At 64.8% G+C, this 12,057-nt stretch carries 11 protein-coding genes (1 of these 11 only partly in view); 4 read left to right on the forward strand and 7 right to left on the reverse strand.

What is annotated here, in order from left to right:
* The 7 genes from AABF56_RS00040 to AABF56_RS00070 form a co-directional block, all read right to left on the reverse strand.
* Positions 1–529 carry the 5' portion of an SDR family NAD(P)-dependent oxidoreductase gene (locus tag AABF56_RS00040; RefSeq protein ID WP_272804467.1) on the reverse strand. The gene continues 230 nt to the left of window position 1, outside the view, so the window shows 529 of its 759 coding nt (coding positions 1–529); the start codon lies at positions 527–529; its stop codon lies off the left edge, out of view.
* Positions 530–554: 25 nt separating this feature from the next.
* Complete coding sequence (locus AABF56_RS00045; protein ID WP_272804468.1) at positions 555–1,733, reverse strand: amidohydrolase; 1,179 nt, start codon at positions 1,731–1,733, stop codon at positions 555–557.
* Complete coding sequence (locus tag AABF56_RS00050) at positions 1,730–3,598, reverse strand: dipeptide ABC transporter ATP-binding protein (RefSeq protein ID WP_272804469.1); 1,869 nt, start codon at positions 3,596–3,598, stop codon at positions 1,730–1,732. Before AABF56_RS00050 ends, AABF56_RS00045 begins: the two co-directional genes overlap by 4 nt.
* Positions 3,598–4,509 carry an ABC transporter permease gene (locus AABF56_RS00055; RefSeq protein WP_272804470.1) on the reverse strand — a complete coding sequence of 304 codons (912 nt, stop codon included), beginning with the start codon at positions 4,507–4,509 and terminating at the stop codon, positions 3,598–3,600. The genes AABF56_RS00050 and AABF56_RS00055 overlap by 1 nt, the downstream gene beginning before the upstream one ends.
* Before the next feature lie 8 nt (positions 4,510–4,517).
* Positions 4,518–5,507 (reverse strand): ABC transporter permease, encoded by a 990-nt coding sequence (locus AABF56_RS00060; protein ID WP_272804471.1) that lies wholly within the window; start codon positions 5,505–5,507, stop codon positions 4,518–4,520.
* A gap of 68 nt (positions 5,508–5,575) precedes the next feature.
* Complete coding sequence (locus tag AABF56_RS00065; protein ID WP_272807404.1) at positions 5,576–7,105, reverse strand: ABC transporter substrate-binding protein; 1,530 nt, start codon at positions 7,103–7,105, stop codon at positions 5,576–5,578.
* 4 nt (positions 7,106–7,109) lie between these two features.
* Positions 7,110–7,454: a hypothetical protein gene (locus AABF56_RS00070; RefSeq protein ID WP_272804472.1), complete on the reverse strand. Its 345-nt coding sequence runs from the start codon at positions 7,452–7,454 to the stop codon at positions 7,110–7,112.
* A 279-nt stretch (positions 7,455–7,733) separates the two neighbouring features.
* Between AABF56_RS00070 and AABF56_RS00075 the strand changes: the two genes are divergently transcribed.
* The 4 genes from AABF56_RS00075 (at position 7,734) to urtB (ending at position 12,053) form a co-directional block, all read left to right on the forward strand.
* Entirely contained in the window at positions 7,734–8,885 is a 1,152-nt protein-coding gene (locus AABF56_RS00075) for a transporter substrate-binding domain-containing protein (protein WP_244768090.1), read from the forward strand.
* On the forward strand, positions 8,886–9,590 hold the full coding sequence (locus AABF56_RS00080) for an ANTAR domain-containing response regulator (RefSeq protein ID WP_272804473.1): 705 nt from the start codon (positions 8,886–8,888) through the stop codon (positions 9,588–9,590).
* 281 nt (positions 9,591–9,871) lie between these two features.
* The gene (locus tag AABF56_RS00085; protein ID WP_272804474.1) at positions 9,872–11,119 is read left to right on the forward strand and encodes a transporter substrate-binding protein; all 1,248 of its coding nucleotides are present in this window, start codon (positions 9,872–9,874) and stop codon (positions 11,117–11,119) included.
* 64 nt (positions 11,120–11,183) lie between these two features.
* The gene (gene urtB / locus AABF56_RS00090) at positions 11,184–12,053 is read left to right on the forward strand and encodes an urea ABC transporter permease subunit UrtB (protein ID WP_272804475.1); all 870 of its coding nucleotides are present in this window, start codon (positions 11,184–11,186) and stop codon (positions 12,051–12,053) included.
* Positions 12,054–12,057: the final 4 nt, after the last annotated feature.

The following is a 12,057-nucleotide window of genomic DNA, read 5'->3' on the forward strand; positions in this document are numbered from 1 at the left end:
TATTGTCCGGCGCCAGCTCCTGCGCGAGCGCCACGGTATAGGCGATGACCGCGCCCTTGGCGGCGGCGTAGCCCGTCATGCCGGGTGCGCCGCGAAGGCCCGCCAGCGAGGAGGTGGTGATGATGCTGCCGCCGCCGGCCTTGCGGATGACGGGGGCGGCATATTTCGTCGCGAGGAACGTGCCGCGGGCATTGACGTCGAACACCGCGTCCCAGTCGGCGGTGGAGAACTGCTCGGCATGGCCGAGCCTCTGCAGCCCGGCGAAGAAGACGAGCGTATCGATCCCGTCCATCCGGCTTTCCGCCGCCGCGACGGCATCGCGCACGCTCGCCTCCTCGCGGACGTCGCAGGCGATGGCCGAGGCGTGACGGCCCGTTTTCGCGAGGCTTGCGACCGTTTCCTCGGCCGCCGGCAGGTTAATGTCGGCGATGACGATGTCGGCGCCGTTGTCGGCGAACTGGATGGCCGCGGCTCTGCCGATGCCGGTGGCGGCGCCGATCATCAAGGCTTTCTTGCCCGCAAGTCTCATGTCTCTTCTCCTCTGGTCAGGTCGTTTATGCGGTTTGCGATTGGCAGGCCTGCGCAAGCGCGACCCAATAGTGCGCGCCGAGCGGCAGGATCTCGTCGTTGAAGTCGAAGTCCGGGCTGTGCAGCGCCGTCGGGCGGCCGTTGCCGATCCAGGCATAGGCGCCCTTGCGCGCGGCGAGCATGAAGGCGAAGTCTTCCGAGGCCATGCTCGGCGGAAACTGCGTGACCGGCGCCCCGCCGGCGGGCGAGAGTTCCGCGGCGCGCAGCATGATGCCGGCGGCGTCGGCATCATTCGTCGTCACGGGGTATTGCGACTTGAGGTTGAGGGCGATCTCCACGGCATGGGTCCGGGCGACGCCCTCGACGATCTCGTGCATCCGGCGGTGCGCCGTCCGGGCGACGCCGGGATCGAAGTAGCGCAGGGTTCCGCGCAGCGCGACGCTGTCGGGCAGCGCGTTCAGGGAATGACCGCCATGGATCTGGGTGATCGAGAGCACGAGCTGCTGGTGCGGATCGATGGCGCGGCTGACGATGGCCTGCAGCGCCTGCGTCAGCGCGCCCGCTGCCACGATCGTATCAGTGCCGAGATGCGGCAGGGCCGCATGCACGCCGTCGCCGCTGACCGTGATCGTGAAGAGGTCCATGGCGGCCATCATCGGCCCCGGCTGCACCGCGATCCTGCCCGTTTCGAGGGAGGGCCAGTTGTGCAGGCCGAAGACGAGGTCGCATTGCGCATGGTCGAAAAGCCCGTCCTCGACCATGACCCTGCCGCCGCCGGCCGCCTCCTCGGCCGGCTGGAAGATGAAATGCAGCGTGCCCGCTAGATCCTCCTGCCGGGAGAGATAGTCGGCCGCGGCGAGCAGCATGGCCATATGCCCGTCGTGCCCGCAGGCATGGGTGGCACCGGGGCGGGCGGAGCGGTAGGGCAGGGACGATTGCTCGTTCAGCGGCAGGGCGTCCATGTCCGCGCGAAAGCCGATGCTCGGTCCCGCCCTCTTTCCCCGCAGGCTCGCCACCAGACCGGTTCCGGCAAGGCCCTGCCTGACCGGCAGGCCCATCTCGTCGAGACGGGCCGCCAGGAAGGCCGCCGTCTCGCGCTCCTCGAAGGCGGTTTCGGGGTTGCGGTGGAGGTGGTGCCGCCAGACGCAGTGGGCGGCCGCGCGCTCGCCGAAGAACGCTGACGCCCGTTCGAGGAAGAATGTCATAGGCTGTCCATTCGTTTCAGGTCTGACCCGTTGTGCGCTTTCAACGCGATCGAGGGGGCCGGCAGCCGGTCGAGGCCGAGATGGCACGCGGCCGCGCTTCCGCCCGCCCGGGGTGACAGCGGCGGCTCGACGTTTCGACAGGTCTCGATGACGAAGGGGCAGCGGCTGCGGAAGGAGCAGCCTTCGGGAATGTGGATCGGGTCCGGCGGCTCGCCTTCGAGCAGGTAGTCCTTCGGCAGGAAGGGCTTTTCCTCCACCGTGCTCACCGAACTCAGAAGCGTGCGCGTGTAGGGATGGGCGGGCTCGCCGAAGATCGTCTCGTTGTCGCCGATCTCGACGATCTTGCCGAGATACATCACCGCGATGCGGGCGCAGGCCCGCCGCACCATGGCAAGGTCGTGCGAGATGTAGAGATAGGTGATGCCATGCTTGCGCTGGAGGCTGTCGAAGAGGTCGAGAAGCCTGGCCTGCTCGATCTGGTCGAGCGCGGACAGCGTCTCGTCGAGGATCAGCACACTCGGTTCGAGAACCATCGCCCGGGCGATGTTGACGCGCTGCCGCTGGCCCGCGCTGAGGCCGACGGGCAGGGCGTCGTAGAGATCGGGCGACAGGCCGACGTCCTGCATCACGCCGCAGACCCGTTCCCGCAGTCCGCGTCCCGAGGCCAGCCGGTGGATGCGCAGGGGCTCGGCGATTGTCGCACCGATCGAAACATGCGACGGGATGGACGTGTAGGGATCCTGCAGAAGGAGCTGGAACCGCCGCCGCATCGAAAGCAGGGCCGCGCCGCGCAGGGTGGCGACGTCGACGCCGTTCACCTCGATCGCGCCATGATCCGGCGGTTCCAGCGAAGAGAGCAGGCGCGACAGGGTGGATTTTCCGCAGCCGGATTCGCCGATGAGCCCGAGGCTTTCGCCGCGCCGGACTTCGAAGGAGACGCCCCGCACCGCCTGTACCCGGTTCTTGCGGAACAGCGACGTGCGATCCTTCACCGCATAGGTCTTGGCGACATCGCGCACGCTGAGGACGACGGGTTCGGCATTGGCCTCGGGTATGCTGCCGACGCCGTGCCAGAGGCGGGGGACCTTGGCGAGGAGATCCTTCGTATAGGGGTGAACCGGGTTCCTCTGGATCCTGCCGGTATCCTGCGCCTCCACGATGCTCCCCTTGTCGAGGACAACGACCTCGTCGGCGATGTCGACGATGGTGCCGAAGGAGGAGGAGACGAAGACGATGGAGGTGCCGAAATCCCGTTGCAGGTCGCGCAGCAGCCGCAGGATCTGCGCGGCAACGGTCACGTCCAGCGGCTGGGTGATGTTGTCGGCGACCAGCAGCTTCGGGTTGGAGATCAGCGCATCGACGATCATCGCCCGCTGCATCATGCCGCCGGAGAATTGGAAGGGATATTCGTCGAAGCGCGAGCGGGCGGAGGGGATGCGCACGGCATCGAGCAGGTCGACGACGCGCTTCCTTGTCTCCTGGCGGGGAAGGCCCGGCTCGATGGTCCGCAGCTTCTCCTCGATCTGGTGGCCCACCGGCACCGTCGGGTCGAGCGCCGTCGTCGGATTGGCGCCGATATAGGCGATCTCGCGGCCGCGCAGGCGCGCCATGTCCGTCTCCGGCAGGGCGAGAAGGTCGCGGTCCCGATAGATCACCCTGCCGGCGGTGATCACAAGCGGCGGGCGCACCCAGTTCACCAGGGCGCGCGACAGAAGCGTCTTGCCCGCGCCGCTTTCGCCGATGATGCCGAGGACGGATTTCGGCTTCACCGCGAAGGTGACGTTCGAGATGAGGGGGCGTGCAGCACCGGCCGAACCGAAGCGGATGCTGAGGTTTTCGACGTTCAGGAGAGGTTCCGCCGCCATCATGCCGCTCCCTGCAGGACGAGGTTCCGGCTTCTTTCCAGAACGCCGCCCATGAGGTTGAGGCTGCCCAGCGAAAGCGCGAGCAGGCAGCCGGGGACGATGGTGATCCACCAGGCATTCAGGAGATATTGCGTGCCGCCCGAGATGATCGTGCCGAAGGTCGGCGTCGGCGGCTGGATGCCGATGCCGATGAAGCCGAAGATTGCCTCGAAGATCATCATGCGCGCCACGTCGAGGACCGCGACGAAGGCGATGGGCGGCAGGATGGACGGCGCGATATGGCGGACCATGATGCGAAGGTCCGACGCACCGATGATGCGCGCGGCGCGCACATATTCCTTCTGCCGCTCGGCGAGCGTCACGCTGCGCGCGACGCGGGCGTAGATCGGCCAGCCGGAGAGCACGAGCACCGCGACGATGGTGAACGGGTTCGGCCGCGACATGCCGAGAATGGTGATGGCGAGGATGATGACCGGAATGGACATCTGGATATCGGTGATGCGCATCAGGACGACATCCGTCCAGCCGCCGCGATAGCCGGAGAAGATGCCGATGGCGCAGCCGAGCACGAACATCAGCATGACGCTGACGATGCCGATCAGGAAGGCGTTGCGCAGGCCGACCAGCGAGCGCAGCAGGAGGTCGCGGCCGAGCTGGTCGGTACCGAGGAAATAGGGGAGCCTGCCGCCCTCCATGAAGACGGGGGGCAGGAACTTGTCGGCGACGGAGATCTTCGTGGCGGAGGCGTCGATGACGAAGGGCCCGAGCAGCGTCAGCAGGCAGAGCGCAAGGAAGAGCAGGCTCGCCACCTTCATTTCGGAGGAGCGCCAGGCAAGGCGCAGGATGCGGGCATTGACGCTCTGGCCCCGGGCCGGGGCGGAGGACTGCGGGATGGAGGACAGGATGGTCATGATACCCCTCAGAACTCCAGGCGCCGGTCGATCGTCGTCGAGGCGAAGTCGACGGCGATGTTGATTAAGACGAGCACGGTGCTGGCGAAGATCGCGACGGTCTGGATCACGGGGAAGTCGCGCTGGAAGACCGCGTTGATGGTCAGGAGCCCGATGCCGGGGAAGCTGAAGATATATTCGACGACGAAGAGCCCGCCGAGCAGCATACCGATCATCTGCGCGCCGAAGCTGTTGAGCAGCGGCACGGCCGCGTTGCGCAGCACATGGCGGAACAGCATGATCCGCGCGCTGAGGCCGCGCACCTGGCCGATCTCGTAGAACGGGTCCTGCACATTGGTCGCGACCGCCACAGAGATCGAGCGGATCATCACCGGCGCGAGTTCCACCGCGACGACGATCGCCGGGATGATGACATAGCCGATATGCTGGTAGCCGATGGCGGGCAGCCAGCCGGTGCGCGCCGAAAGCAGGTAGATCAGCACGATGCCGACCCAGACATTGGGCAGCGAGACGAAGAAGGAGGAGAGGTAGAGGGCGACCTTCTGGGGCCAGCCGCTGTTCCTTACTCCGGCCAGTATGCCGAGCGGTATCGAGACCAGACAGGCGAGCAGGAAGCCGCAGGCGGCGAGCAGCAGCGTATAGGGCAGGGCCTTGGCGATCAGCTCGATGACGGCGGCGCGCTCGACGGGCGGCGCGCCGGCAGCGTCCTGGGAGCCGCCCGTTGTGCCGCCCTGCTTGCCGCGGATGAAGGAATTGCCGAAGTCGCCCCTGGCGATATCGCCGAGATAGCGCAGGAACTGCACCGGAATGGGATCGCGCAGCCCGAGGCGCTCGGCCGTTTCCTCCATGGCGCTCGGCGTCGCCATCGGCCCGAGGATGATGCGGATCGGATCGCCCGGCGCGATGCGCAGCAGCGTGAAAATGACGAAGGCGACGGCCAGGACGATGAGAACACCCTGACTGATGCGCCGCAAGAAGAATTCCAGGGCAAAAGCCATCTTTGGTCATCCGGCGATACGGGAACGGGAGCGGGCGATGCGGTGCCGGCGCATCGCCCGCAGGCGGCCTAGGACAGTGTCGCCTTCGACAGATCGATCGGCCCGTTCGGATAGAACGTGACGCCGTCGAGCCTGGCGCTCATCGCGCGCAGGAAGACCGAGGAGAAGAGCGAGATGCTCGGCGCCTTCCCGGCGATGAGCGGAAGGGTCTCTTCCTGCAATATCTTCAGGCGTTCCTCCGTGGAGGTGGCGCCGCGTTCCTTGTCGAGGGATGCGTCGATCTGCGGGTCGCTGACACCGTTGATGAGCGCGAACTGGGAATGGTAGTTCGGCCGCAGCACGAGGTCCGGTTCGGGCGAGCCGGTGATCCAGCCGACATCGATGATATGACCGGGGCCCTGGCCGTCGGCGCGGCGATAGAGCTGTTCCTCCCAGGCGGCCGGCTCAAGGGTGGTGAGCTTCACCGGGAAACCCTGTTCCTGCAGCATGGCGGTGATGAGCTCGCCATATTCGCGGGTCTTCGGATAGAAGCCGACCGAGGTGATGTACTCGATTTCCGGCAGGCCCTCACCGTTCGGGAAACCGGCCTCGGCGAGAAGCGCCTGCGTCTTTTCCGGATCGTATTCCGGATAGCCCTTCACGTCGGTGAAGCCGAACTTCACCGGCGAGATGTGGCAGTTCGATGCCTGTCCGGCCTCCCCGACCACGGCAAGGACCTGGGAACGGTCGATGGCATGGCAGACCGCCAGCCGGATGCGCGGATCGTCGAAGGGCGGCTTGTTGCAGCGGAAGTGGAGATATTTGTTCTCGCTGGAAAGCGAGCGGTCCGTCTTCAGGCTCGCCTCCTTCTGGAGGGAGAGATACTGCTCCGGCTCCAGGCGCTCGGTCAGGTGATACTGACCATTGAGGAGGCCGAGCACGCGGGTGTTGGCGTCGGGCACATAGGCCCAGACGATCTCCTCGATGGTGGGTTTGCCCTCATGGAAATCGTCGAAGGCGGCGAACTTGATCTGGTCGCCGACGGTCTCGACATATTTGAACGGGCCTGTTCCGTTCGGCCTTTGCTTGAGCGTATCGGGATTGGCGACGTCGGCGGCCGACAGGATCGGCAGGAAGCTCGAAACGTACCAGAAATTCAGCGCCGGATAGCCGTATTGCCTGGTGTTCAGCCGCACCGTGTGGTCGTCGATCACTTCGACGTCCACGCGCCCCGGATACCAGGCCGAGGCCGGACGGTCGGGGTTGGAGGCATATTCGTAGGTCGCCTTGACGTCCGCCGCGGTGAAGGGCTTGCCGTCATGGAAGGTGACGCCCTGGCGCAGCTTGTATTCCAGCGTGTGCTCGTCGATGACGGACCATTCGGTCGCAAGGTCCGGCAGGATCTCGCCTGGATTGGCCTCGCTCATCGGGCATTTGGTCAGGTGTCCGAAGAGGAAGCCCTCGGCGGTGATCTGCGGGGCGACCGTGTGCGAGGTCGGGTCCCAGCTGCTGGTCACGGTGCCTGCCGCCGCGAAGATGAGCGGGCCGGATGCGGCCGCGGCCCGGCTGGCAAGGCTCGGTAGCGAAAGCGCGGCGACGCCGAGGGCGGTCGCCTTCATGAATTCACGTCGGTTGATCGTCACGGTTCAGGTTCCCTCTGGTTGGCGAAAAGGCACGCAGAGAGGCGCCGGCTCTCGGCCGGAAAATGTCGATGAAAAATGCTGCCCCTCCAGGAAGGCGGATTTCTCTGGATCCGCTTGCTTCCATGCGTTTTGTAAACTTAAACGCAACTATATTCAAGTGACTTGAATGTGAAGGTGGTGTAATTTCCTTCCGCGCCTCTCGCTTGAGGAGCTTGGTCGGCAAATCCGCTGAGACGGGCACGCCCTCGATTTCCAGTGGTTTGCGGCGTGTTGCGTCGAAAAGGCAGGCGATATGGCGGCGGCACAAAAGCGCGAAGAACCGCATGTTGACATTCCGCATTTCTCGATCTTATCGTAACGGGACGTCAATCCGTTGACGGGCGGCAAGGTTGCCGCCGGACTTCTGAGCGCAATGTCGCCTCCTGTGCCTCGCATCGTTCCGAGGCTGGGAGGTTTTTTGTTTTCTGGCGGGAGAACGAAAACAGGCGCATCCTGGGAAACGCGGACGGACGGCACTTCGGCAAGCTGAAGCCATGGGGCGACAAGACCTCACGGCGATGGCCGATCAAGAAAAGGGGATCAAATACAGGGATGAACCGAGACAATGGGAGCTCTCAATCGAAACCAGCGAACGTCCGCGCCATGGCGTGTCGGGGTCCTGTTCTCGAAGACCGGATTCATGTCGGTCATCGAGGAAACCCAGCTGCGCGGCACGCTGATCGCCATCGATGAAATCAACGACCGGGGCGGCGTCAACGGGCGCCCGATCGAGCCGATCGTCTATGATCCGGGCTCGGAGATCCGGTCCTACGGGCAGTATGCCAAGCGCCTGATGGTCGAGGATGGTGTCAGCACGATCTTCGGCTGCTACACCTCGGCGAGCCGCAAGGCGGTCCTGCCGGTCGTCGAGCGGCTGGATGGCCTTCTGTGGTATCCGACGCTCTACGAGGGGTTCGAGTTCTCGCCGAACGTCATCTATACGGGCGCGACACCGAACCAGAATTCCGTGCAGCTGTGCAAGGCGCTGATGAGCCAGTTCGGCAACCGGTTCTTCTTCGTCGGGTCGGACTATGTCTATCCGCGCGAATCCAACCGCGTGATGCGGGAGTTGGTGCGCAACAATGGCGGAACGGTCGTGGGGGAGCGGTATCTTCGCCTGGAGGCCGACCGCAGCGAATTCGTGCCGCTGGTGCGCGAGATCAAGCAGGCGCAGCCGGACGTCATCTTTTCGACGGTCGTGGGCGAATCCACCACCTTCCTCTATCAGGCCTATCACGATCTCGGCCTCAATCCGAAGACCGTGCCGATCGCCAGCCTCACCACGACCGAGGCGGAGATCCGGGCGATGGGCTACGATGTCGGGGAGGGGCATTATACGGCCGCATCCTACTTCCAGGGCATCGAGACGGCGCGCAACAGCAGTTTCGTCAGCCACTACCAGAAGCGCTACGGCGACGACGAGCCGACCAATATGTGCCTCGAAGCCTCGTATTTTCAGGTGAATCTCTTCGCCCGCACGCTGGAGGAGACCAATTCCCTCGACACCAGGCAGCTGCGCACCTTCGTCATGGGCGCGGAATTCGAGGCGCCGCAGGGAAGCGTGTCGATCAATCCCGTCTGGGGCCATGCGGATGTGTGGACGCGCATCGGCCGGGCGAACCGGCAGGGCCAGTTCGACATCGTCTTCCAGTCACAGGCCAGCGTGAAGGCCGATCCCTATCTCATCGGCTACGGCCGTTGCCTGGAGAATTGCTGAATGCAGCGAACAGAAACGCGCCGTCCCGCGCGGGAGGAGAAGATGCCGGACATGTCGAGGGCGGACTACGGGCACGATCGCTGGATCGGTACGCAACGGCCGGAAAGCCGCGCCAGCGCGGAGGAGCGCCCGCGGCAGGCGGGCCTGCCGGCCGAATTCACCGTCGCCGTCATCGTCGAGCGTGACGACAACGGCGAGTTCCTGATCCGGGAATTGCAGCGGCAGCGCGTCGCCGTGCGGCACATCTGGCCGAAGCCGGCGCAGATTCCCCTGCAATACGACGCGATCTTCTGCCTGCTGTCGGACGATCTTCCCCAGCGCATACCCTGGGTGCCGGGGGAGCCTTCCTCTGCGCTCATCCTGGTGGATGACGGCAAGGCGCCCCTCAATTTGAAGCTCGTCCACAACTGCGCGGCGCATGGCATGCTGCATTATCCGGCAACCGCCCGGATGATCCAGTCGGTGCTGATGATGGCCCGCGAGCATTTCCAATATGAGCGGCGCCTTCGCGGGCGGATCGACAAGCTCGACGAGAACCTGCGCACCATGCGCCTCGTCGAGCGGGCGAAGGCGCTGCTCATCCGCTTGAAAAACCTGAGCGAAGAGGAGGCCTACAACTTCCTGCGCAAGCAGGCGATGGAGAAGCGCGTGACCATCGGCGCCGTCGCTGCGGCGGTGATTGACTCGCACGAACTTCTCAGTTAGCGTTTTGGAATTGTCCGCGGCAAAGACGCTGCGCACATAAAGGGTGACGAAACCCCGCGGGTCCGCAAAGAGCGGAACGTGGGGTTTTTTGTTTTTCTGAATGGCCTGATGCAGGCCCGGTGAAGCAACGCTGGTGGCGTTGCATCCGGACCCGCCGACAGCCCGAGCACATTCCCCGCGGCGAGGACGCCGCAAACAAATCCAGAGGCGAAGAGGCCCCGAAACGATCTGCCGGACCGGCGGAGCGCTTCGGGGCCTTTGTTTTTTGATGGAGACAGAGGGTGAACAAGAACAGGCGTGAATTTCTGAAAGTTGGGGCCGCAGCAGGCGCGGTGTCGCTGGTCGGCTTTCCCCATATCTGGTCGAAGAATTCCTCGCTGGCCTTCGCACAGGACGGCGAGATCAAGGTGGGCGTGCTCTTCTCGCTGACCGGCACGACGGCGATCATCGAGGAGTCGCTGAACAAGGCGACGCTGATGGCGATCGAGGAGATCAACACCAATGGCGGCATCAACGGCCTGAAGATCACACCGGTCGTGGAGGACCCCGCATCGGACCCGGCGACCTTCGCCGAAAAGGCCCGCAAGCTGGTGCTCTCCGACCGCTGTGTTTCCGTCTTCGGCTCCTACACCTCGGCGAGCCGCAAGGCGGTGCTGCCGGTCTTCGAGAAGCAGGAGAACCTCTTCTGGTATCCGACGCTCTACGAGGGCCGCGAGTGCTCCAAGAACGTCATCTATACCGGCGCCGTGCCGAACCAGCAGCAGGACGATTTCATCCCCTGGCTCGTCGAGAAGTTCGGCAAGCGCTGGTACCTGATCGGCTCGAACTACATCTATCCGAAGGAAGAGAACAACTACTGCAAGAAGCTGCTCGAAGGGCTCGGCGCGGAAGTGATCGCCGAGGAATACGTGCCGCTCGGCCATTCGGAATTCTCCTCCGTCATCAACAAGTTCCGCTCGGAAAAGCCCAACGTCATCTTCTCGACGGTGGTCGGCGATTCCGTCGTGGCGCTGCACCGGCAGTATCGTGCGGCCGGCCTCGACCCGGCGACCATGCCGATGGCGAGCCTCACCACCTCGGAGAACGAGGTCGCGGCCATGGGCGGTGACGCCGCCGCCGGCCACTTCACCTCCGCACCCTATTTCATGGTCTTCGATTCCCCGGAGAACCAGCGTTTCGTCGAGGCCTATCGCTCGCGCTGGGGTGGCGACAAGGTCACGCATTTCGTGTCGGAATCCGCCTATTTCCAGATCCACCTCTTCAAGCAGGCGGTCGCCAAGCTCGCCGCGAGCGACATCGGCCCGCTCGCCATCCGCGAGGCGGTGAAGGGCGAGGAATACAAGGCGCCGCAGGGGCTCGTGAAGGTGGAGCCGGAGAACCTGCATTGCTGGCTGCGCCCGAAGATCGGGCAATGCAAGGCGGACGGGCAGTTCGAGATCCTGACGCAGTCCGCCGACTGGCTGGAGCCCAATCCCTACAGTGCCTATCCCAACCAGAAGTGCACCGCCGAAGGCCTCAAGGAGGTCTGATCCCCCAAGCAGCCGGCGGCCGTCTGTCGGTCGGCCGCCGGCCCAACCTGCGGAGAAGGTGCATATGGACTTCGTCGTTTCGCAAATCCTGACAGGCCTCAGCCTGTCGTCGATCCTGCTTCTCGTGGCCCTCGGGCTTGCGATCATCTATGGCGTGACCGGCGTCATCAACCTTGCCCACGGCGAGTTCGTGATGCTCGGCGCCTATTGCGCCTGGCTGCTGCAGAGCCAGCTCGGCTGGAGCCTGCTGGCGAGCCTTGCCGTGATCTTCCTCCTGATCGCCGCGCTCGGCTGGCTGATCGAGGTCGCCGTCATCCGCCATCTCTACGACCGGCCGCTGGACACGATCCTTGCCACCTGGGGCCTTGGCGTGATGACCCAGCAGATCGTCCGCCTGACGGCCGGCGGCGAGCTGCGCTACGTCCAGATGCCGCCGTCGCTGTCCGGCAGCGTCGATATCCTCGGTGCGACCGACTCGGCCTACCGGCTCTTCGTGCTCGCCGTGGCGCTCGGCCTCTTCCTCGCGACCTGGTGCATCTACCGCTACACGTCCTTCGGCCTGAAGCTTCGGGCGATCACCCAGAACCGCGCCATCGCTTCGAGCTTCGGCATCAATTCCGCCAGAGCCTACCGGCTGACCTTTGCCTACGGGGCCGGCATTGCGGGGCTCGCCGGCGCGCTGATCTCGCCCTTGAAGAGCGTCTCACCCGAGATGGGCACGACCTATGTCGTCGATGCCTTCATGGTTGTCGTGCTCGGTGGCGTGCAGAGCCTTGTCGGTACGCTCGTGAGCTCCGCCGTGCTCGGCGAAACCTCCGGGCTCCTTGCCTATTACAGCAACGACACGATCGCCAAGGCGCTCGTCCTCGTCGCCATCGTCATCATCATCCGGTTCCGGCCGCAGGGCTTGTTCGCCCCGCGTGTGCGCGCCTGACCGC

Origin of the sequence: Shinella sp. WSC3-e (assembly GCF_945994535.1) — a bacterium.
In the GTDB taxonomy this organism is placed as follows: domain Bacteria; phylum Pseudomonadota; class Alphaproteobacteria; order Rhizobiales; family Rhizobiaceae; genus Shinella; species Shinella yambaruensis.

Excerpts from the sequence above, each read along its gene's own strand:
- AABF56_RS00045 (WP_272804468.1), bottom strand. The coding sequence starts at position 1,733 with ATGACATTCTTCCTCGAACGGGCGTCAGCGTTCTTCGGCGAGCGCGCG.
- AABF56_RS00050 (WP_272804469.1), bottom strand. The coding sequence starts at position 3,598 with ATGGCGGCGGAACCTCTCCTGAACGTCGAAAACCTCAGCATCCGCTTC.
- AABF56_RS00055 (WP_272804470.1), bottom strand. The coding sequence starts at position 4,509 with ATGACCATCCTGTCCTCCATCCCGCAGTCCTCCGCCCCGGCCCGGGGC.
- AABF56_RS00060 (WP_272804471.1), bottom strand. The coding sequence starts at position 5,507 with ATGGCTTTTGCCCTGGAATTCTTCTTGCGGCGCATCAGTCAGGGTGTT.
- AABF56_RS00065 (WP_272807404.1), bottom strand. The coding sequence starts at position 7,105 with ATGAAGGCGACCGCCCTCGGCGTCGCCGCGCTTTCGCTACCGAGCCTT.
- AABF56_RS00070 (WP_272804472.1), bottom strand. The coding sequence starts at position 7,454 with ATGCGGTTCTTCGCGCTTTTGTGCCGCCGCCATATCGCCTGCCTTTTC.
- AABF56_RS00075 (WP_244768090.1), top strand. The coding sequence starts at position 7,734 with ATGGGAGCTCTCAATCGAAACCAGCGAACGTCCGCGCCATGGCGTGTC.
- AABF56_RS00080 (WP_272804473.1), top strand. The coding sequence starts at position 8,886 with ATGCAGCGAACAGAAACGCGCCGTCCCGCGCGGGAGGAGAAGATGCCG.
- urtB (WP_272804475.1), top strand. The coding sequence starts at position 11,184 with ATGGACTTCGTCGTTTCGCAAATCCTGACAGGCCTCAGCCTGTCGTCG.